At 61.6% G+C, this 19837-nt stretch carries 20 protein-coding genes and 2 tRNA genes; 5 read left to right on the top strand and 17 right to left on the bottom strand.

The window, feature by feature from the left end:
- Positions 1-41 precede the first annotated feature (41 nt).
- Positions 42-1190: an acyl-CoA dehydrogenase gene (locus HBOR_RS10135; RefSeq protein WP_006056880.1), complete on the top strand. Its 1149-nt coding sequence runs from the start codon at positions 42-44 to the stop codon at positions 1188-1190.
- Here the strand turns inward: HBOR_RS10135 and HBOR_RS10130 are convergent, their stop codons facing one another.
- Positions 1191-1517 (bottom strand): hypothetical protein, encoded by a 327-nt coding sequence (locus tag HBOR_RS10130; RefSeq protein ID WP_006056881.1) that lies wholly within the window; start codon positions 1515-1517, stop codon positions 1191-1193.
- A gap of 95 nt (positions 1518-1612) precedes the next feature.
- Between HBOR_RS10130 and HBOR_RS10125 the strand changes: the two genes are divergently transcribed.
- Complete coding sequence (locus tag HBOR_RS10125) at positions 1613-1888, top strand: DUF7111 family protein (protein WP_006056882.1); 276 nt, start codon at positions 1613-1615, stop codon at positions 1886-1888.
- A gap of 21 nt (positions 1889-1909) precedes the next feature.
- On the opposite strand, the gene HBOR_RS10120 is transcribed toward HBOR_RS10125, so the two are convergent.
- Positions 1910-2608, bottom strand: a complete 699-nt coding sequence (locus HBOR_RS10120) for a protein sorting system archaetidylserine synthase (protein WP_006056883.1) — start codon at positions 2606-2608, stop codon at positions 1910-1912.
- Between the two features lie 135 nt (positions 2609-2743).
- On the opposite strand from HBOR_RS10120, the gene HBOR_RS10115 reads away from it, so the two are divergent.
- Positions 2744-3181, top strand: coding sequence for a plastocyanin/azurin family copper-binding protein (locus HBOR_RS10115; RefSeq protein ID WP_006056884.1), 438 nt, complete (start codon positions 2744-2746; stop codon positions 3179-3181).
- Positions 3182-3245: 64 nt separating this feature from the next.
- On the opposite strand, the gene HBOR_RS10110 is transcribed toward HBOR_RS10115, so the two are convergent.
- From HBOR_RS10110 to HBOR_RS10095, 4 genes are read right to left on the bottom strand one after another with little or no spacing between them, the layout of a single operon-like run.
- Positions 3246-3893, bottom strand: coding sequence for a 30S ribosomal protein S3ae (locus tag HBOR_RS10110; protein ID WP_006056885.1), 648 nt, complete (start codon positions 3891-3893; stop codon positions 3246-3248).
- Entirely contained in the window at positions 3890-4159 is a 270-nt protein-coding gene (locus tag HBOR_RS10105; RefSeq protein ID WP_006056886.1) for a KEOPS complex subunit Pcc1, read from the bottom strand. The genes HBOR_RS10110 and HBOR_RS10105 overlap by 4 nt, the downstream gene beginning before the upstream one ends.
- The gene (locus HBOR_RS10100) at positions 4156-5352 is read right to left on the bottom strand and encodes a hypothetical protein (RefSeq protein WP_006056887.1); all 1197 of its coding nucleotides are present in this window, start codon (positions 5350-5352) and stop codon (positions 4156-4158) included. Before HBOR_RS10100 ends, HBOR_RS10105 begins: the two co-directional genes overlap by 4 nt.
- Before the next feature lie 18 nt (positions 5353-5370).
- On the bottom strand, positions 5371-5835 hold the full coding sequence (locus HBOR_RS10095) for a 30S ribosomal protein S15 (protein WP_006056888.1): 465 nt from the start codon (positions 5833-5835) through the stop codon (positions 5371-5373).
- A gap of 230 nt (positions 5836-6065) precedes the next feature.
- Between HBOR_RS10095 and HBOR_RS10090 the strand changes: the two genes are divergently transcribed.
- Positions 6066-6137: transfer RNA gene (locus tag HBOR_RS10090), tRNA-Ala, on the top strand.
- Positions 6138-6468: 331 nt separating this feature from the next.
- Here the strand turns inward: HBOR_RS10090 and HBOR_RS10085 are convergent.
- The 3 genes from HBOR_RS10085 to HBOR_RS10075 form a co-directional block, all read right to left on the bottom strand.
- Positions 6469-7932, bottom strand: coding sequence for a right-handed parallel beta-helix repeat-containing protein (locus HBOR_RS10085; protein ID WP_006056889.1), 1464 nt, complete (start codon positions 7930-7932; stop codon positions 6469-6471).
- Positions 7933-8057: 125 nt separating this feature from the next.
- Positions 8058-8255 carry a hypothetical protein gene (locus tag HBOR_RS10080; RefSeq protein ID WP_049890472.1) on the bottom strand — a complete coding sequence of 66 codons (198 nt, stop codon included), beginning with the start codon at positions 8253-8255 and terminating at the stop codon, positions 8058-8060.
- A 109-nt stretch (positions 8256-8364) separates the two neighbouring features.
- Positions 8365-8703, bottom strand: coding sequence for a hypothetical protein (locus HBOR_RS10075; protein WP_006056891.1), 339 nt, complete (start codon positions 8701-8703; stop codon positions 8365-8367).
- A gap of 81 nt (positions 8704-8784) precedes the next feature.
- Here HBOR_RS10075 and HBOR_RS10070 point away from each other — a divergent pair, with 81 nt between their 5' ends.
- Positions 8785-9555 (top strand): DUF7289 family protein, encoded by a 771-nt coding sequence (locus tag HBOR_RS10070; protein ID WP_006056892.1) that lies wholly within the window; start codon positions 8785-8787, stop codon positions 9553-9555.
- Positions 9556-9586: 31 nt separating this feature from the next.
- On the opposite strand, the gene HBOR_RS10065 is transcribed toward HBOR_RS10070, so the two are convergent.
- The 8 genes from HBOR_RS10065 to HBOR_RS10030 all read right to left on the bottom strand — a co-directional run bounded on the left by HBOR_RS10065 (position 9587) and on the right by HBOR_RS10030 (position 19819).
- Entirely contained in the window at positions 9587-11065 is a 1479-nt protein-coding gene (locus HBOR_RS10065) for a DUF7289 family protein (RefSeq protein ID WP_006056893.1), read from the bottom strand.
- Positions 11065-11652, bottom strand: a complete 588-nt coding sequence (locus HBOR_RS10060) for a DUF7266 family protein (protein ID WP_006056894.1) — start codon at positions 11650-11652, stop codon at positions 11065-11067. Before HBOR_RS10060 ends, HBOR_RS10065 begins: the two co-directional genes overlap by 1 nt.
- Entirely contained in the window at positions 11639-12628 is a 990-nt protein-coding gene (locus HBOR_RS10055; RefSeq protein ID WP_241432430.1) for a DUF7261 family protein, read from the bottom strand. Before HBOR_RS10055 ends, HBOR_RS10060 begins: the two co-directional genes overlap by 14 nt.
- A complete protein-coding gene (locus HBOR_RS10050; protein ID WP_006056896.1) occupies positions 12616-13245 on the bottom strand; it encodes a DUF7288 family protein in 630 nt (209 codons plus the stop codon). The genes HBOR_RS10055 and HBOR_RS10050 overlap by 13 nt, the downstream gene beginning before the upstream one ends.
- A gap of 26 nt (positions 13246-13271) precedes the next feature.
- Positions 13272-13832 (bottom strand): DUF7287 family protein, encoded by a 561-nt coding sequence (locus HBOR_RS10045; RefSeq protein ID WP_006056897.1) that lies wholly within the window; start codon positions 13830-13832, stop codon positions 13272-13274.
- Positions 13829-15877, bottom strand: a complete 2049-nt coding sequence (locus tag HBOR_RS10040) for a type II secretion system F family protein (protein WP_006056898.1) — start codon at positions 15875-15877, stop codon at positions 13829-13831. The genes HBOR_RS10045 and HBOR_RS10040 overlap by 4 nt, the downstream gene beginning before the upstream one ends.
- Positions 15878-19246 carry a type II/IV secretion system ATPase subunit gene (locus HBOR_RS10035; RefSeq protein WP_006056899.1) on the bottom strand — a complete coding sequence of 1123 codons (3369 nt, stop codon included), beginning with the start codon at positions 19244-19246 and terminating at the stop codon, positions 15878-15880.
- 499 nt (positions 19247-19745) lie between these two features.
- A tRNA-Arg gene (locus HBOR_RS10030) sits at positions 19746-19819 on the bottom strand.
- Between the last annotated feature and the right edge of the window lie 18 nt (positions 19820-19837).

Raw genomic sequence — 19837 nt, 5'->3', positions numbered from 1 at the left:
AAGAGAGATAACGTAAAGTAACAACGATGAAAGAATATCGTATGGACTTCGCACTCTCCGCAGAACAGCGACAGATACGCGACATGGTGTCCGAGTTCGTTGACGAAGAGATACGTCCGCGTGCGGCGGAGATTGACGAGACAGATGAGTTCCCTGACGACCTCATCTCGGAGATGGCCGAGTTGGGACTGATGGGAATGCCGTTCCCCGAAGAGTACGACGGGGCTGGACTCGACTACCACTCCTACGCTATCGGTCTCGAAGAGATCAGTCGCGGAAGCGGCGGACTCGGGACCGTCGTCGCCGCTCACACATCTCTTGCGGGCAACATGCTCTACGAGTTCGGGGACGAGGCACAGAAGCAGGAGTATCTGACGTCGCTGAACACGGGCGAAGATATCGGCGCGTTCGCACTCTCTGAGGCCGGTGCGGGAAGCGACGTGCCTGCAATGGACACGACGGCGACGAAAGACGATGACGAGTACGTTATCAACGGCGGCAAACTCTGGATTTCGAACGGCTCCGTCGCCGACACGGTGACTGTTTTCGCCAAGACCGACCCTGACGCCGGAAACAAGGGCATCTCCTCGTTCGTCGTTCGCCCCGAGGAGGACGACGGCTTCATCGTCGAGGGAACCGAGGACAAACTCGGCGACAAAGGCTGTCCGACGGCCGAACTTCGTTTCGACGAGATGCGCATCCCCGAAGACCGACTGCTCGGTGAGGAAGGCGAGGGCTTCGTGCAAGCGCTGAAGACGCTGAACGGCGGTCGTATCACTATCGCTGCGCGCTCTATCGGCATCGCCCGCGCCGCGTTGGACGATGCGGTGGCGTACGCCGACGACAGAGAGCAGTTCGACCAGCCTATCGCCGAGTTCCAGGCGATAAAGCACAAACTCGCCGACATGGACACCAAAGTGCAGGCGGCGAAGATGCTGATGCACAAAGCCGCCGATCTGAAGATCCGTGGCGAATCATACATCAAAGAGGCCGCGCAGGCGAAGCTGTACGCCTCCGAGATCAGCCGCGAGGTTGCGAACGAGGGCATCCAGATTCACGGGGGCTACGGCTACACGAAGGACTTCCCGGCCGAACGCTACTACCGCGACGCCAAACTCAACGAGATTTACGAAGGGACGAGCGAGATTCTGCGGAACACCATCGGCGACCGACTCCGACAGGAGCAATAGCTACCTGCTATCGGTAGTTCCCGCTCTGCTGTCGTCCTTGCGACGCTCTTGTTCCTTCGGTTCGACGCGTTTTGTGAGCCAGTCGTAGTACGATTCGACGCCTCGCACACCGGGGTCGGTGAGTTCGTACACGTCGTGAATCCCCTCGGTTCGGCGGACGAGGTAACCCTTCGAAACGAGGGCGTCGAGTGTGCCGTAGAACGATTGGGGATCGATTCGCGTGTCGTAGTACGCTTCCAGTCGCGTCTTCAGTTTCTGTCCGCGAAGTTCGCCCGCGTCGTAGAGAATCGCACAGAGGTCGCGCCGGCGACCGCTCTGAAACCACATACTCGGTCGGTCGGCCGACGGGAACACGTCACTTTCGTTCGCGGGCGGCCGCCGGAACCGGTAGTTTCGATTACCGGCCCTGCCTAGGCCCGCCTATGACTGAAACCGAGGCGACGGCAAACGGAATCACTGCCAAGTACTACGAAACCGAGTCCGAGCGCATTCTCACGTTCGACAACGGAAGAACTACCGCCGCCATCGCACAGAACCGCGAGGGCTACGCGATGCTGAAAGTCCGTCCGACCGCCGACGGCGACGAACTCGAACGGTACTACGGGTTCGACATGGCGCTCGATCACGCGGCGGAACTCCTCGGTGTCTCGCCGCACGACCTGCCGGTACCCGAGGATGCCGAAGATATGGGGATGTAGCCGAGTCGCGGAGTTGCAGCGTCAGTCCCGCCGCCAGTAGAACATCGGCCCGAAGAACAGGTACGCGAGTGCGAGAAACAGCAGTCCGAACGCGAACCCGCGGCCCAAGTCACCCACCAGACGGCGACCGTACGGTCCCGACAGGAGAATAGCGAGTGCTTGGACGATACCCATGACGAGCGCGTCCTGTGCGTGCAGATCGGGGTAGGTAATCGTCGTCACCATCAACACGGCCAGTAGGTAGACGAGCGGGACGAGAACGATTGGGTCGGAGAATCCCGCGAGGACGCCGGCCGAGAGAATGGTCGCCGCCAGCGTCGTCTGGACGCCTTCCGTCTCAGCGAGGTCGCTGTCGTAGGCGGTGTAGAGACCCAGTCGCGTCACCGCCGCGGCGACAAACAGTGCTGTTCCAACGAGTGCGATGCCAACCCGAACTGGGTCCGACCACGCTTCCCGCACTGCGATAGCGACGAGGAGGGCAGGGGCGACGCCAAAGGAAGCGACGTCAGCCAGTGCATCGAGATACTCACCGACGGCCGTTCCGCCGCGCCGACGGGCGATAACGCCATCGAGGGCATCAGCGATGGCGGCGAGGAGGATGAGTCGCGCCGCGAGCGTGATGCTGACCGTCGCCGCGACGGCCGCGAAAAAGCCGAGAGCGGCATTGGCAACGGTTACCGCGTCGGCTAAACCCATCTTGCCGACGAACCGGGGCTTCATACTCTCGGCGTGGACGACCGTCGCTTTACGTGTTTATATCCACTGCCGTCGGGGCGACGCCTCGGATCGGGTCCGCACGTCGATTTCGAGGCGCCGACCGCGCCGCATTTACCCTTTGACGCCTGACTCGTGAGTATGCAGGAACGGCAACGTGCCGACGGATCGTCGCGGCGTCGATTTCTCGCCGGGATCGGATCTGTCGCCGCCGCGGGACTCGCCGGCTGTTCGACATCCGGTCAAGGCGACTACGACGTGGGAATGACTGCCGTTGCGTTCAACCCCTCGTCGCTCACCGTTTCGGTCGGTGACGAGGTCGTTTGGCAGAATACGAGTTCCCGTGGACACACTGTCACCGCCTACGACGACCGAATCCCCGACGATGCCGAGTTCTTCGCAAGCGGCGACTACGAAAGTACGAAAGCCGCCCGCGACGCCTTCAACAACGAAATCGGCGGCCTCATCGACAGCGGCCAGTCTTTCTCGCACACGTTCGAGATCCCCGGCGAGTATCAGTATCTCTGTATCCCGCATGAAGCGCAGGGAATGGTCGGTACAATCATCGTCGAAGAGTAGTTGCTTTTCGAGCGCCGCGGCTCACGAGTCTGAGAAAAGTCGAAATGGGAGTGTCGCGTCGAAGTTACGCTTCGTCGACGGCGATGTCTTCTTCGTCCACGTCCACGGCAGCCTCTTCCTCGGCGGCGACCTCTTCGGGACGCGCTTCGAGGGTGAGCTTCTGGACCTCGACCCGGCGGAGCGGGTAGATGGTCTTGGCCTCGCCGTAGATGGCGGAGGAGAGACGCCCGTCAACAACAGCGCTGTCGACGAGTTCTTCGAAGGTTCGTTCCTGTGCGGCCTCTTCGACGAAGTCGATCATCACGCGACGGATGGCCTGTTCCTGACTGCGGTCGGCCTTCTTCGTCGTGAACGCCACGGGCTGAATCTGGACGCGGTAGTCGTCCTTCGTCAGCACCGTGATGCTGGCGGAGATCTTTGATGCGCCACGGCGGACGAGACTACGGAGGTAGTCCCGTGCGAGTTCGTGCTTGATGAACTCGGTGTACGCCGAGTCGCTGGACACGTCGTTCACCTTGAAGGTGAGCTTCGTGTTGTTTGCGCCTTGGTCGCCGGTCAGGTCACCGAGGGTGACCTCGATAGTGCGACCGTCTACTTTCTCCGGTTCGTCGGCCATGGTCTCACCCAGCTCTTCCCGGTCGAACTGCTCCGGTGCGATCAGGGTGTACCATCGCTTGCCGCGTTTCTGCTTCGAGACTGATCGTTCGCTCATATGTTGTGGGTTCGTGCTGTGTCGATGACGGCGTCTGCCACCGTCAGGTTGACCACGGTGTCGTCCACCGTGGACTGCAGCCCGCCGGTCGTCTCCCGTGTGATGGTCGTCACGAGGGTGTTCCCCTCGACGACCATCTCGATGGAGTCGGTATTGTCGGGACGAAGCGCCGCCGCCACCGCGTCGGCGTCGGCGTGCGTCGTCCGCAGGCGGGCAGTGCGAGAGGGGGACTCGTCGGTCCCGCTTCCGTCTCGCTCGTTCGTCACGTCGATGCCTCCCTGACAGCTGCGATGATCTCGGCTTCCGGTGTGTCCGCGTCGAATCTGACGACCGCTCGACGTGCATCGCCCGACCACGCGCCCGCGTCAACGCCACCGAACTCGTCGGCGACGGCCGAGGCCGCTCTCGCTGCACCGTGTTCGACTGCCGCGAGCGCCGCGACGCCGTCGCCGATGACGAGTGCCATCGGTTCGGGCGAGCGGAAGTCGCGTGCGAGTCGTGCGACGGTAGCGAGGCGACCCGGATGTGTCGCCACCGCGTCGGTAGCGCGGACCACGTGAACGCCTTCGTAGCGCCCGGTGTGTCCCTCGCTGAGCGTGCGGTGTGCGGCGGCGGCGTGATCGCGCCACGCCTCTAGCGCCGGAACGCGCGTCTCGTGTCCGAGTGCGAGTGCGACGCCGGTTCCGGGTCGTTCCCGCGCGACGGCGTCCAACACGTCGGCGTAGCCGCCGAGCGTCGTAAACGGCGCGTCGGGCGTCGCATACGGCTTGAACGCGCGTTCGACCGATTCGGCGGCGCGCACGGTCGCATCGTCGTCGCCGGCCACGTCGAGTGCGACCAATGAAGCGAGCGTCCGGTGTGCCGCGTCGTCGGGTTCCGCAGGTAAATCGAGGTCTGCGAGGACGGCAGTAACCGCCTCCCGGTCACCCGAAAACGACGCGTGTGCGAGCGTCGTGTGTGCGAGTCCATCCGCGAGGTCGGCGACGGGTGCCGCGATTCCGGGGCGTCGTTCGACTGCGCCCGTCTCTTCTGCGACGGAGAGCAAACCGCCGTCCGTCGCACCCGGATGTTCTCCAGCCGCGACAATACCGGCGAGTGCGAGCACCGGATCGGGTCCGGGTTCGCCCGCTGGCGTCAGCGCCGCTGCGACCTCGTAGGCGCGGCGACTCGTCGCCCCATCGTCGGGGGCGACGGTTGCATCTGCATCCGAGACGTCAGTTCCGACCGCGAGCAGAACCCCGTCGTCGTCCGGTGCGTCCGGCATCGAAACGAAGGAACCGGCTCGCACGTGGAACGGTACGCTCGTGCGTCTGAGCGCGCGGGCGAGTAACCCTCCAGCGGCGAGTGCGTCGCCGTCAGCGCGGCAGACAACGCGAACAAACGCGGCGTCGGCCAGCGCGGACGCGACGCTCTCTGCGGGGGCGTCGGGGGCCTGTGTCGGGTCGATTTGTGCGGACATTACGGCCGAGTGGTTGCGTTAGTCGAGGAGTTCGACGGCGACGTCGTAGCTGTAGGTGAAGTCCTCGTCGAGTTCGTCGCCCTGGTAGTAGCTCACCAGGCGGCGAATCTTCGACTCGGTGTTCTGGAGCGCCCGCTTGTTCTGCTTGTCCTGCGGGTTCTCGTCCATGTGCTCGCGGAGTCGGACAGCGCGCTCCATGAGGTTCCGGAGGTCTTCCGGAAGCTCAGGCGCGGCGTCGTTCTCTTCGAGGATGGCGGTAATCTTCTTCCCAGTCGCCAGCTTGACGTCCGGGATCGGCGTTCCTTTGACGCCCTCGTCACGGAGCTTCAGACCGATCTGACTGGGCTCGTGGCCCTGCTCCGCGAGTTCGACGACGCGGGACTCGATGTCTTCAGCGTCGACGTCGCTCCACTCCGGGGGTTCGTCTGCCACGGGTTTGTCCGAACCGGACTGCCCGCGGCGGCGGGTGTGCATTCGTGCCATTGTTAGAGATTGGAACGGCACAGACCGCAGAAAGGCGTGATTGGCGACCGTGATGGTCGCGCACTTCCGCAATCCCAAGCCGCGCAACCGCGCGGCGAGTCAGATTTGCGGCCGTGCTGTTCCCGTGTATACCCACCCTTGACCGATTGAAAAGGGTTGCGACACTGGCCGTATGAAATCCGAGTCGAAGGCCTTAATACCAACACCGGGAAACGATTGGATGCGTTCGAGGGCTCGTAGATCAGGGGTAGATCACTCCCTTGGCATGGGAGAGGCCCCGGGTTCAAATCCCGGCGAGTCCACTAATTTCTCTCGACACTACCGGCGAGCGAAGCGAGCCGCGTATGTCGAGTGTATCTGTGTACTGTCCGAGACGGGATTTGAAGCCCTGTCAGTCGCGCGCAACGAACGAAGTGAGTGAGCACGTCTGACTCCGGGTTCAAATCCCGGCGAGTCCATTTCCTTCCGTCACTTCGTTCCGTCAGTCAATGGACTCGCCGTAGTCCCACTCGCTCCGCTCGCGGGACTCCCGGCGAGTCAACTGATCTCTCGTCGTACACTGGGATAGCGTCTTCAGCCACCTCCCTTCAAGATACCCGCACCCAAAGACGTCCGAGAGACTGCGGTGGACGACTAACAGATCTGATTGTTCTCGATGACGTTATCCGCCAATCCTTGCGTTTCGATACTCCCGCCCGCGTTCGCACAGACGCGGTTTCGGGTGACTTGACTGTCTACCGTATCGATCAGGAGGATGCCAGCACCGCCGTTTGCGCTGGTAGTGTTCTTCCGGACAAGATACGTGCCCGGGTCGTCGTTGTCGAATCCCGAGAGCGAGAGGCCGTCGCCGCCGTTTCCGGTCACTGCGTTGAATTTGAACGTCGAACCAACCCCTTGCTCGGTGGTGAACCCGTTGCCGCTGTTGCCCGAGAGATTGTTCCACCGAACGTCATTCCCGAAGAACTCGTCGGTCCAGACGCCGTCACCCATACTCCCGACAATCGTGTTCGAGGAGAACGTACTCTCTTCAACGAAGGCCGTAGAGAACCCGTGTTGCGAACTTCCGATAATCGTGTTTTCGAGGAATTCGCTGTGTGCGAACGCGTTGAGTGCCACACCGTCCCCGACAAACCCGTTTTCGCGGACGAGCGAGTGGACGCACGCTCCCGAGAAGTCGTTATCGACGAACTGATTCCCCCGAATGTGCGACCGGTCGAACCGACCTTCGACCCCGCGGCCGTTGCGTGCGAACACGTTTTGCTCGACATCGGCGTTGACGAGGTCGCGGAATCCGAACCCGGCCGATCCGTTGTTCGCAACGGCGTTGCCGACGGCGTTGAGACCGAACAGCGTCCGCTCTGCATCTCTCGTCCGGAACGAAACGCCGTCTGCGACGTTCGACAGCAGTTGATTGTTCGCCAATCTGAGGTCGCGCGTTCGGTCGATGAGTCCGATTCCGTGACCGCGTGTCGCATCGTCCGTTCCGTTTCCGGAGACGAGACAGCGCTCGACGGCGGCGTCGTCGGTCCGCCGGAGAAGGATTCCTTCCAGACCGTTGTCGGCGACGACAGACGTGAAAACGGTCGTCTCGTCTGCGCTCCCGCGGTCCTCGGTGTCGCTCCCAGAGATTCCGATGAGGCTGTTCTCCCGAACGACGCAGGCTTCGATTTTCGTGCGCTTTCCGGCGGAGAGCAGGATGCCACTGCGCCCGTTGCCCGAGACGAGATTGTTGAACAGCGTCGCGTCGTTTCCGGCGACGAGGAACCCGTTCCGGTCGCCCGATACGCGAGTGTTCTTCACCGTCACGTTATCCGCGCCGACGAAGATGGAGATGCATTCTCCGGCATCGTTGCTGACGGTATGACCCTGTCCGTCGATAGTGACGTTACTGGCCGAAACGTCGATGGCCGCTGGTCCCCGGGAAACGTCGATATCCTCCGTGAGGACGTAGTTTCCGGGTTCTGTAATACTTGTTCCCCCGTCAATCTCTGTTGCGTCCGCAGCCGCCGCCGGAAACGAACCCCATGCCGCGAGTCCGGCCGCAGCAGCACCCGCTTTCAACACGTCACGTCGTGATGGTGAGTTTTCACGTGCCATAGGGAGAGTACACCGTTACCGGCAGTTAGTAAATTGTCCAGTAGTCGGACGTTAGTCTCCGAGACAGACGATTACGCCGGAGCGTTCAACCGGGGGAAAAGAGTTCGGCGTCGGGAGGAATCCGCTCAGGACTGTCGGTCTTCCAGTTCCGCTACGCGCTGTTCTAACTCGGTTATTCGTTCGTCGTAGGCGCGCTTTCCGTCGAGATAGTTGTAGACGGCGACGATAATGAGGATAGGGACAGCGAAGTAGAGAAGCGACATTAACAGCATGATCATCAGTTCTGGAAAGCCGGGAATGCCGGGGAAGAGGGGGACTATCACAGTCACTCCACCATAATGTCAGGTATTGAAACTAACGGTGATTAACGCTGCAGTAAATCCCGAAAACGGTCGCTGTATCGCCCACCGAAAGGAAAATAGTTGAAGCGAGTCACCAGCGGTCGTCGACGCGACTCCGCGACTTGTCGGGTCGAGACCCGTCGTCTCGGGAGTCGTCGGTTCGGGACCGACTGTCTCGAACGGCGGTCCGCAACCTATCTGCTCCGTCTGAGCCTTCCAACGCGTCAGCGATACGTTCGACGGAATCGACGAGCCGAACGAACGCCCCGACTAGTTGGTATGCGAGGTACAATCCGAAGACTCCGCCGCAGAACATGACGCCGAGCAGAATCGCGGTCTCAACGAAGACACTGTACGACAAGATCCCAAAACAGAGTGCCACGAGTACGATTCGAGCCTCGTTCGAGGAGACGGACGACCGAGTGGGCATGACCCGTTGTTGAATCGACAGAGTATCAAGGTTGTCCCCTTCGACACTACACTTAATTACCACCTCGGCCAAGGATTCGGCGTGTCTCTGCAGGCAGACAGTCGCGGCGTGAGTGAGGTACTGGGGTTCGTCCTCGTATTCGGTCTCGTCATCGCGTCTGTCGGAACGGTGTACGCTTTCGGAGTGGGGGAGCTTCGGGAGACGCGGGATTTCGAACGGGTGAACAACGCCGAACGCGCGTTCGAGGTGTTCGCCGACAACGTCGCTGACGTGGCGCGGCGCGGCGCACCCAGCCGCGGGACCGAACTCAAACTGTCCGACTCGACCCTCGGGTACGGCGAGACGATGGTGAACGTCAGTCTGGACACGACGCCAGCCACACCCGGTTCGGACATGAACAACTCGACGGGCAGTATCTCGCTTTCGCCCGTCGTGATGTCGCTTCAGGACGCCGGAGAGGTCAGATACGCCACTGGCGCGGTGATGCGGACGGACGGTAACGGACCGCCGCGCATGACTCACGAACCGGACTTCATCTTCGACAAAGACCGAGCAGTCGTGCAACTCGTCCGGTCGGTTCCGCGCGGGACGACACAGGTGGGCGGCGAGCGAATCGCCCGCATCCGAACCGTCAAAACGTCGCGATCGACACTCCTGACGCGCACGGAGACGCCGGTAACACTCCGATTTAACGTCACCTCGCCGTACGCTCCCGCGTGGGGAGACTACCTCGAATCAGAAGGGTTCACCTGCGACCCGTACACGGACGACTCCACGGACATCTCCTGTAGTCTCGACGATGTCTCGCGCGTCACCATCGTTCGCGTCACCGTCGAAACGACGTTCGAGTGACTGGCCGGAAATCTCTGAAACGGAAGGCAGACTACGACAACTCGACCGTGACGTTGTTTTCGGTCACGTGGAGGAACGTGATGTACTGCGATGACGTTGTGGTGTCGTACCGGAGTTCCCCAGTCGATTCGTCCACGTCGAGGCGGGCTTTTCCGCTGTTACCGGGGCCGTGCCAGGCGTTCAGGTCGAATTCCGGCGCGAAGAAGCTGAGATAGTGTCTGGTCAGGTGCCGACTGGTCGTCTGGCCGCCCGGCACGAACGTCGTATTCTCGCCGTCTTCGCCCGAGTGGTTGAACGAGGGCGACGAATCGACCGGATCGTCCCACGTTAACGCCGTTTCATCTGTCGTCCCGGTCCCGTCGTACGTCAGCGGCATGTCGCTCGTGTAGTTCACCGCGATGGTTTCGGTCGAACAATCGATGCTGACGGGACCGGTTCCCGCCGGGATGCTGTCGTTCGCCCAGACGTGTTGCGTACCGGTTCCGTTGCGGTAGTAGACGACCATCGTCATATCGGCCTCCTTGCCGTTCTTACAGTAGTTCCCGATTCCTTTCGGGACGTGGACCACCGTCTCGTACGCCTTCGAACCTTTCGTCGTGTAGAACGAGAAGTCCATGTTGTTGTTGCCGCCGTTCGACTTCGCAAGCGACACCTCGAACTCTCGGATGGGATGACCGGAAGCCATGCCGCGAATTTCGATCCCCTCGTTCTTCGCTGGGAGTTCGAACGCCCCAACCATCCCCACCGTCGCCAGTTCCAACGTCGCCGTTCGGGCGTCGTGGTCTACAGTGACGTTTCCGGTGGTACGCGTGCGGAAGTACTCCGCCCACCCGCGGTAGAACTCGCTGTGGACGGTCACGTTCACCGACCCGTTGCGAACCGGATTGCGGTACGTTGCGACACCATCGTCGTACGTCTTCCATCCCGGGCCGGGCTCTTTCGGGTGCGGATAGACGCGTGCCACCTCGTCACGGCGCGAGACGATGGCCCGAACGCGACCCGAGGCCGAATCCGTGTTGCGGACGCGGACGACGGGAAGCGTGAGTGTCGCGTCGCGGTAGTGGAACTCCGGTGGCGACACCATCGATGTACCCCCGTCGCTCCGCTGCCAGACGCCACCGCCTTGGTACGTTACCGCCGAGGTCTCGGTTCGGTACGTGACCGACCCTAATGAGGCGTTGTAGACGACTTCGTCTTTCTCTTCCGAGTAGTTCCAGTGTTTGATTCGGAGCCACCCGTCGTCCGGCGAGACGGTGTATCCGCCGTCAGATGAACTCTGAAGCGTGAGCGATTCGCGGTCGGTCTGTCCCAATCCGACCATCGCCGTGACCGCGTCGAACTGCGTCATCGACTGCTCTGCGCGTTCGGCGTCCACCGACTGCTGGGTCGTTGACAACGCGGAAGACCCGACGCCGACGATAATACCCGTACCGAGGAGCGTCATCCCGAGAAGCAGGACGACCGCAAGGGTAGAGGAGACTGCTCGATGGTCTGGTTCGGACAGGCGCATTAGACGCCACCTCCGGGGGCGCTTGAACGACCCGGCAGCGATGGTGTCAGTGATCGTGTTAGCGACGGTCTCTGAGACGGTGTGAGCGACGGTGCGAGTACTGCAGGTGAAACGGTATCACCGGACTCGAACGAGAGCCGTCCGTCCGCCGGATTGTAGACGACGACGAGATTCCCACCGGAGAGGCTCGCCGCTTCGATATCGAGACCGGTTCGGAGCGAGACGGTTACGGCCTGGTCCGTCTGCCCCGTGGTGAGCATGATATCGTGCGTCCGCGGCGTCGTCACCGTCGGTTCGCTCACCTCGATTCGATACGACTCCCCGGCGACGGTCCGCGGTAAGTCGATTCTGACGCGAACCTCGTTCGTTCCGTCACCGGCGCGGACCATACGGTCGATGTCGGCGGTTCGGGCGGCGATTCGCTCCGAGAGAACCGATAGCTCTCGGTCTGCGACCTGTCGTCGCTGGTCGTCAACGTACTGTCCCGTCCCGATCAGCAGGCCCGAGACGAGAACAGCAGTGATCGACAGCGTCAGGACGTATCCGAGCGTCGTTGAAACACCCCGGTTCCTCTTAGACGCTCGCATTCGGCACCTCCACCGTGGCGTTGTAGTACGTGTCCGGACTACGATACGTGACGTTCACGTCCGCGGTGTAGATGGCCGCGGTGTAGAACGGCATCCCGGAATCGAGCGAGAGCGACGGTGCGACGGACGTGCCGTCCGCTCGCTGATCTACGGCGAACGAGTACGTGCCGACGGCGTTCTGCGCGGCGACGAACGACACCTCGAACGCGTCATCCGCTCTGTCAAACGCCCGGAGCGCCGGGCACGACTCGTTCTCGAACGTCGCCGCCCGAGCATTCAGCGTCGTCAGTCCATCGGCCGCCGCATGGCACGTTCGTACGGTCCCGCCGGGAGAGCGGACAGTTACGCCCACGTCGCCGTCGTTCCGTTCGTACACGAACAGTGACCGGACCTCGCCGTCCGTCTCAGTGATATTCACGCGGAACGAGCCGTCTGCGACCAGTTGTCCCACGTCGTCGCCGTCGTCGCTCACCGCCGCGAGGTCGGCCGTCGCAAGCCGCATCTCCGGGCCGCGGATGCCTGCCGCGTCCGTCACCGGTGACCACGTCGTCGCCCCGGTCGGACTCGACAGGTTCCGCGAGGAGTCCGTCTGTGCGATTCGTGTCCCGTTCTGCACCGTGATGACCTGCATCTCAGTTGCGGTTCCCGAAAGTGCGCCGTGAGCGGCGGTGGTATCGCTCCAGTTGGCGACGCTTCGCCGGAGTGAATCGTTTAGAGCGATGTACGCGGCGTCTACGTCGGGTGACGACTCGTTATCGTGTCGGTTGGCGTATCCAACGGCGCTCCCGGCGGCTTCGACGGCTTCGGAGCGATAGTTGATGACGTGCGCCGACTCGCTCACGTCGGACCTGCTGGCGACGTTGCCGGTGTAGATGGTCGTGTTCACGAGAAGCGCGAGGACGACGAACAGCGTCGCCATCGCCAAGGCGGTGACAAGCAGGAGTTGTCCCCGGTCGTCCCGCCTTACATCCGCCACGTCACCACCTCCACGACCACGACGTTGTACACCGCGCCGTCCGGTTCGATGTCCGGCGCGAAGTACGCATCTTCGGCGTCCGAGAGCGTCGTCGCCGTCAGATTGCCGTCTGCGTCTCTGAGTCTATCGTCGTCGTACAGTGTGACTGTCCACGTCGCGACCGAGGCGTGGTCGCTCGGTTCTCCGAGATAGACCACCTGCTCTCGAATCCGCTGGTCGTTGCGCCAGAAGTAGACGTTCAGGTTGTACGCGACCCCGCGGTCGAGAAGGGCATCGTTGAGCGCTTGTCCGAGTGAAATATTCTCCGGTGCGCCGTCGTGGTACCCGTCCCACTGCGCGCCGTGCCAGTTTCGTTCCGACTCGTTCCAGTACAGCAATCCTGCCTTGAGCGTCTCGTTGGCCGACTGCGAGGCGAGAACGTCCTCCGCGAGAGTGGACTGATGATCCTCGATTCGCTGGTTGGACGTACTCCCGGTCAACGGCGTGACGGCGGTCACCTGCAACGCGAAGGCGATGCTGGAAAGCAGTAAGATACTCGCGGCGATAGCTTCGAGCGTGTGGGCCTGTCCCCGTCTGTCCGACCTCGCCCGACTCTCAGCGCGTCGGTCCGATTTCATTCTCCTCTCACCGCGTCGATCCGGACTCACCATACTCTCACCACCAGTTGTCGCGTCCGGTCGTCTAACAGGACAGCGCGGCGCGCCGTCGCCACGCCCCGACTCGTCGGGACGGGCGGGCCAGCGCGGAGTTCGCGCTTCGTGCCCGCGATGCCGTCCGGCGAGTCGAGTTCGGCCACCGCCCCGTCGTCGAAGACGGTGACGTTCACCGCTACATCGGTCACTCCGAGCGTCGCCGCGACGGTATCTGTCGTCGCATCGAACCCACAGTCTGCGGTCGTGTCGGTTCCGGTCTGCATCTGTCTGAAGAACGACCATGTACACGTCGCGTTCAACGCGGCGGGCGTCCCCGGTTCACCGAGGGCGTCGCTTGCGAGACTGGTTCCGAGGCGGTCTGCCGTCTGCGTTTGGTCGGCTCCCTCGAACGGTTCGAAAATACCGGGAACGAACGCCACGACGAACACGACGACGAGCAGAAAGATACTGATGCCGACGGTGAAATCCATCGTCGTCTGTGCTCGCTCGTGTTCCTGCTTGCGCTCGTGTCTGCATTCGCGTTCGGTTTCGCGCCCACGCCCGCTGGTCATCCAACCACCGCCCACACCGCGAGTGCAATCGTCTGGAGAATGACGACGAACTTGACGCCCGAGATGATGTCGGCACTGCGGATGTAGCCGCTGATGAACCCCGAGAGGGCGGCTTGCAGCGTCACCGCGTGGAGGAACAAAAGCGAGAGCATCGCCGTATCCACGGCCCCGCCGAAACTCGGTCCGCCTTGAACGGCCTGCGACCCCGAACTGCTCGCACTCGCCTGCGATGTAAGACCGGCCATCACATCGAGGAACTGCGTCTTCAGGATGGCCATCACGGCGAGCAGCGTCAGATACGTCATCAGGATGATAGCGACCTGCATCCGCGTTCGTGACTTCCGTTCGCGCTCGATGTCGTCTTGGTTCTCGGATGCCTGCGCCGCCGTCGATAGCACGTCCGTAATCTGACTCGATGCCTCCTGCGCTTTCGAGATGAGTTTCACCGTCCGGGCCAGTCGCGGGATGTGGTACTTGTTGTTGAATTCAACGAGCGCCGAGCGGAGGCTCATGCCGTAGTTAACCTTCGCGTGCATCACCTCGAACTCGTCTGCGAGTTTGCCAGAGGACGTATCGGAGACTGTTTTGACCGACTCCAATAGCGTCTGGCCGGTATCGTTCGCACTGGATAGCTTCCTGAGGTTCTCCGAGAGTTTGCCGACGACCGCTTGCCGAGAGCGGTTGTTCCAACTGTGGAAGAACGCAAGCGGGATGCCGATCACGTAGGCGGGGATGTACCACCAGACGAACGTCCCCCAGATGGGTTGGTTCAACATTGCGTCCCACGAGAGCGGTGCGGCCCCGCCGATAACGGCGGTCAAGACAAACACGGTTGCCGCAGGGACGGTGAGAACGAGCGTGTAAAGCGGGTTATCTCGGAAGAACAGGTGCGGGTTTTCGAGCAGTTCCTTCGTTTTGTACGTCCCCTCGCGCGAGTGGATACGGTCGAAGAGGCGGAACTCGCCGGTGAAATCCTCGATCAGCCCCATGTGAACCAGCCCCTCTCTGTGGCTCTGCTCGAGTCGATCAGGCGACTCCGCTGGTTGGAGATAGCCGTCACCGGGTTCGTCCTGTTTCACCGTCGAAACGAGGACGAGAAAGCCGACACCGGTGAGTGGGATCAGGCCGTACACCGTCGCGTAGAGCAGTGACTGCTGGGCCTGCCCGAGCATGCTCATGATGACGAGGATGATGATGAGAAGCAGCGGAAACAGCGAGAGCGTCATGTACATCTCGCCGAACAGTTCCAGCGTCTCCAACGTCATCTCCTGTTCCTGCTTTGCGGTTCGCAGGTGTTTCTCCTTCTTGTCGTCTAAGAACTGCTCCATATTGCCGCCGGAGTTAACGATAGAGAGCATGTCCGTCAGGAACTGCGAAAGTTCGTCCGACGGCGTCACCATCGCTTGATCGCGGATGGCGTTGCGGTAGTCGGTCCCGAAATACTCCGTCTCTTGAACGATACTTTGGAACTCGCGGGCGACTTCGCCGTAGGTGTCCTCGGCGCGTCCCATCGCCTCCAGAATCTCAAGTTGGTTCAGTCCGCCCACCGACAGGGCGTACATGAACGAGATAGCGTCGGGCAGAAGCATGTTTATCTCCCGCTTGCGACTCGACGCTTTCGAGAACGGAACGGCGACTAGCGTCCCGAATCCGAGGGCGAACCCGATACTGCCGAAGACGAGTCCGGAGACGAGAACACCGAACGGCATCGTCAGCGACTCCAAGAACGCGGCCGTCTGTGCATCCGGCGTCGGAATGCCGAGACTGAGCGTCTCCGCCGAAACGAGGCCGAATGCGAACATCGCGTAACCGATGAGTGAGCCGAGAAGCCAGAGCAATCCACCAGCGAGGACACCGACTGCGAGGGCGTGCGAGAGATACAACTCCACCGTCGCGGGCATCCGCGCCTGTTCGAGTTTCCGTTCGACGTCGCTCACGAAGTCGCCGTCCTCGTCGAACAGCAGGCGGAACAGGGGATAGAACGCGTCGCCGAGTGTGTCGGAACTGCGGTCGAGTCCCCCAGATGTAGGCGAGTCGAGGCTCATCTACTCGCCTCCCTCGGATGGCTCGTCGCCTTCGTAGTCGCCGCTTTCGTGATCAGCGTCGCTCTCACCGTCCTTGCCGCGCGCGGCGTCGCCGCGGCCAGTATCCTCGCTTACTGTGTCGTTATTTACCGTATCCTCGGGGTCGGCGTTCTCGAACTCGCCGAATCCCCACCCGTCCTCTTCTAACTCCTCGGAGACATCTTCTCCGAGGAGCTCTTCGATGCCGAAATCCTCGTCGTCACTGCCTCTGAGGTCGGCTTCGGGGTCACTGCCGTCTGTAACTTCGCCCGTGGTCTCGTCTTCTTCCGTGCCGTCATCGCTCGTCCCAGCATCTAACGCGGGCGTGTCGTTGCCCTCCAATTCACCTGGCCCGTCGTCTACGCCTGCGCCGAGTTCCGATGGGCCATCATCGCCCGCGTCAAGTTCCGATGGGCCATCCTCACCTGCGTCGAGTTCTGGTCCCGCACGCGTCGCTTCGTCCAAGGCATCGAGTTCTGCGTGGTCCTCGTATCGTGCGCTCACGTCGGGTTCGTCGGCGATATGCCGGAGCGCGTCCGCAACCTCGTCGGCGTCCTTCCCGCGGTAGTCGGGGAACAGTTCCTCCTCGGCGCGGGCAAGAATGTCTCGACAGAGTTTGAGAACGTCCTCCGGCGGATCGGGGCGCGGAACCATGTCTTCCTTCTCTGGGTCAACGTTGATGTGAACCGATTCCATCTCCCGGAGATCTTCGAGGCTCCGTTCGAGGTCGTCCTCGGCCATCAGCGTCAGGATGGTGTCGGAATCGTTGATGAACGCCTGTAGCGTCGCGGCCACCTGCGTGTACGTGTTGAGGCCGCGGTCGATGAGGTATGCGAGGACGACCTGCCGCACGAACAGTTCGTGTTGGAGACGGTCCTCGGTCCACCCGCGGTCGAATCGGATCTCCTCCAGCGTGTTCGACGACCCCATCTGTAGGAATTCGTCGGTCTCAGCCTGCCACTGGTAGATGTCTTGGACGTTTATCTCGTCGTTCTCGGGGTCGTAGTGGTTTATCTCGGTCAGTGATTTGTTCCGGCGGACCTTGTTGCCCTGCACGCGCGTGGAGGTCTGGATGGACACCAGATCGAGCGCCGTGAACATCGTCTTCGAGACGTTGATCGGATCCGTCGTAAAGCGCTTGAGCACCTCACCGACGCTGTCGGCGTGGAACGTCGTGTACGTCGTGTGCCCGGTGGACATCACCTGAAACAGCGTCCGGCCCTCCTCGCCGCGAATCTCGCCCATGACGATGTAGTCGGGGCGTTGCCGCAGTGCCGCCTCAAGGAGGTCGAACTCGTCCACGTCGCCCTTGTCGTCGTCGGAGAACGACGGCCGAGTGACGGAGGCGATCCAGTTCCGCTGTGGGAGTTCTACCTCGCGGGTGTCCTCGATGGAGACGATTTTCGAGTTCGACGGGATGAAAAGCGACACCGCGTTCAGCGACGTGGTTTTCCCCGAAGCCGTCCCGCCCGCGAAGATGAGCGACTTGTGGTTCTCGATGCAGAGCCACAGGAACGCCATCTCCTCTAAGGAGAACGTGTTCCAGTTCACGAGGTCGATGGGCGTGAACGGCACGTCTTTGAACTGCCGGATGGTGTAGTTCGTTCCGTGGTCGGACACCTCTCGACCGAGGGTGAGTTGCGCGCGCGACCCGTCGGGAAGCGTCGCGTCCACCTGCGGGCGGCGCTTTGAGATTCCCTTTCCGGAGCGTTGGGCGAGTTTGACGACGAAGTCGTCCAGTTCAGTCTCCGCGTGGACGACGTTCGAGATGATCTGCTCGTAATCGGAGTGGTAGACGAACACCGGCGAGTTGTAGCCGTCGCAGGAGATGTCCTCGACGTTGATGTCGTGTTTGATGCCGTCGATTCGCTCGTAGCCGATGAAGTCTCGGCGGAGAACGTAGAGTAACTTCTCGACTTGGTACTCCGTCAGCGTCGCATCGTCGTCCGCGAGAACGGCGGGTTCGGGACGCGCGGCGATTCCGTCGAGTCCGGGGTCATCACGGGGCGGATCCGCGAAGAGACTGCCGAGTCGGCCGCCGAACGACTCCTCGCTCAGCCCTAGACGACGTGCGAACGTGCCGAGTGATCCGTCGCGCGAAGCCTTCCCGCCGTCTGTCGCGGCATCCTCGCCGCCGAGTCCAAGGCGGGTGAACAGTCCGGCGACGGCACCGGGTTCGGGTTCTTCGGTCGGTTCAGTAGGGTCGGGTGCAAGTGACAGTGCGTCGCTGTAGCCGTCGGGACCGGGGTCGTACAGGTCGTACCGTTCGAGAAGTTCGAGCGACTGCTGTTCGATGACACGCCGTCGCGTTCCGTCGCCCGTTCCGATGGTGCTCTCGTCGTTGTACTTGATCGCAGTCCGCAGCTTTCCGGTCAGGAACTCCGCGAGATCCCGTTCAATTCTGTTCTGGTACGGTTCGACCACGTAGTATTTCTTCTCGTTTTCCTTGTCAGAGTGGAAGATGACGACGAACGAGTGGGGTTTGTTGACCCAGTAGCGCTCGACTTCGCGGAAGTGCGTCTTCTTCTCCATCGGAACGGCCTTTTCGAGGTCGTAGCGATTCGCCGCGGTCGTCGCGCCGTGACTGTCGGAGAAGAACGCATCCTCGTCTAACTCCTCGTTGACGTTGACGGTGCGTTCCTCGATAACGTCGTCTAGCTCGTCGGCACGGTGGGAACCGCGCGCGAGCGCGTTCTCGATGACCGACGGGTCGAATCCGAGCGCCGCTTCGGCGTCGAAGCGGTCAATCTCACCGTCTTCGTCGCGGGGACGACTGCCGTCGTCCTCGTAGTAGTCCTCGCGCTTGTAGTGCTCCCACATCCAGACATCTTTGACGACGGGCGTCGTCTCGGGATCGCAGAACTCCTCGAAGGCCGACTGGATGCGCTTTGCTTCGCTCGCGGCCGTTTCGATTTCGTCCTCCGTCTCGACGGGGTGGTGGCCCAGATACTGCTCGTCCGTCGGGTCGAGACTGACGTTTTGCCAATCGTCGCGCGTCGGTCGCGTTGGAGTGGTTGGTTCGTCCTCGTCGGCGTCGTCCCAACGGGAACTGCCGGGTCGTTCGCGGGTCTCCCGCGGATCGTGACCGCGGTAGAGCGACGTGACGTCGCCGTCTTCCCCGAATTCGTCGAGGAAATGTGCCCACGTGTACGCACCAACTGCGACCGTTGGGCCGCCGCTAGCGTCACCGTTCGGCGTGTCCGCGTCTCCCCCTTCGGCCGTCGCGCCCCCCGGTGCGACGTTACCTTCGAGGGCTACCCGGTCACCGTCGACCTCCCCCTCCAACGCGCCCTCGTCGTCGCCGTCCGAATCCTGTCGGACGGGCGAGGACGCGCCGTCGTCGGTAGCCATTGTTCCTCGGTGGAGTCCCCCCATCAAAAAGGCTTCTGGGGATTTAACGGCCTGTTTAGTGAGAATTCTAAGAGTTTGCAGAGGAAAAACAAGTTATGATTTTATTTTATACTATAGAAATAAACTCCAGTAGCTCTTTATACGCTGTTTAAGACACATTTATACCATGTCCTTCGCCTAGAAAATAAATAGTCAATCTAAATACATTTATAATGGTCTTTGAATTAACACATACAGCATTAAGCAGTCATTTTTCCGCGCCGTCGTGGAATTCACTCCGAATATGTGACATCCGAATGTTATTCTTGATTGTCTTTTGTGTGGTTGGTGGGCCAGAAATATGTTTTATTTTACATATGTTACGAGACGTGGCGTACGGTCGAACCAGCGCACGACTGTCCCCGTGCTTCGCTTGGCGACGGGGCTCGCAGCAACAAGTTGCTCCCTGATTCGAATCCCGCACGGTTCGTTATCGGACTCGCTTCGCTCGTACCGATAACGGGCGTGGCGGGATTCGAACCCGCGATCGAGGGGTTAGGAACCCCTCGCCCTAGTCCGCTAGGCCACACGCCCAAAGGACCCACCGAGAGA

Source organism: Halogeometricum borinquense DSM 11551 (assembly GCF_000172995.2).
GTDB lineage: Archaea > Halobacteriota > Halobacteria > Halobacteriales > Haloferacaceae > Halogeometricum > Halogeometricum borinquense.
Note: the sequence above shows the minus strand (reverse complement) of the source record. Positions and strands in the feature narration are given on the sequence as shown.

Coding starts and splice junctions, on each gene's coding strand:
- HBOR_RS10050 (WP_006056896.1), bottom strand. CDS start 13,245: ATGAAATCGGACCGACGCGCTGAGAGTCGGGCGAGGTCGGACAGACGG.
- HBOR_RS10095 (WP_006056888.1), bottom strand. CDS start 5,835: ATGGCACGAATGCACACCCGCCGCCGCGGGCAGTCCGGTTCGGACAAA.
- HBOR_RS10135 (WP_006056880.1), top strand. CDS start 42: ATGGACTTCGCACTCTCCGCAGAACAGCGACAGATACGCGACATGGTG.
- HBOR_RS10085 (WP_006056889.1), bottom strand. CDS start 7,932: ATGGCACGTGAAAACTCACCATCACGACGTGACGTGTTGAAAGCGGGT.
- HBOR_RS10100 (WP_006056887.1), bottom strand. CDS start 5,352: ATGTCCGCACAAATCGACCCGACACAGGCCCCCGACGCCCCCGCAGAG.
- HBOR_RS10125 (WP_006056882.1), top strand. CDS start 1,613: ATGACTGAAACCGAGGCGACGGCAAACGGAATCACTGCCAAGTACTAC.
- HBOR_RS10130 (WP_006056881.1), bottom strand. CDS start 1,517: ATGTGGTTTCAGAGCGGTCGCCGGCGCGACCTCTGTGCGATTCTCTAC.
- HBOR_RS10110 (WP_006056885.1), bottom strand. CDS start 3,893: ATGAGCGAACGATCAGTCTCGAAGCAGAAACGCGGCAAGCGATGGTAC.
- HBOR_RS10040 (WP_006056898.1), bottom strand. CDS start 15,877: ATGAGCCTCGACTCGCCTACATCTGGGGGACTCGACCGCAGTTCCGAC.
- HBOR_RS10115 (WP_006056884.1), top strand. CDS start 2,744: ATGCAGGAACGGCAACGTGCCGACGGATCGTCGCGGCGTCGATTTCTC.
- HBOR_RS10120 (WP_006056883.1), bottom strand. CDS start 2,608: ATGAAGCCCCGGTTCGTCGGCAAGATGGGTTTAGCCGACGCGGTAACC.
- HBOR_RS10035 (WP_006056899.1), bottom strand. CDS start 19,246: ATGGCTACCGACGACGGCGCGTCCTCGCCCGTCCGACAGGATTCGGAC.
- HBOR_RS10060 (WP_006056894.1), bottom strand. CDS start 11,652: ATGCGAGCGTCTAAGAGGAACCGGGGTGTTTCAACGACGCTCGGATAC.
- HBOR_RS10045 (WP_006056897.1), bottom strand. CDS start 13,832: ATGACCAGCGGGCGTGGGCGCGAAACCGAACGCGAATGCAGACACGAG.
- HBOR_RS10075 (WP_006056891.1), bottom strand. CDS start 8,703: ATGCCCACTCGGTCGTCCGTCTCCTCGAACGAGGCTCGAATCGTACTC.
- HBOR_RS10065 (WP_006056893.1), bottom strand. CDS start 11,065: ATGCGCCTGTCCGAACCAGACCATCGAGCAGTCTCCTCTACCCTTGCG.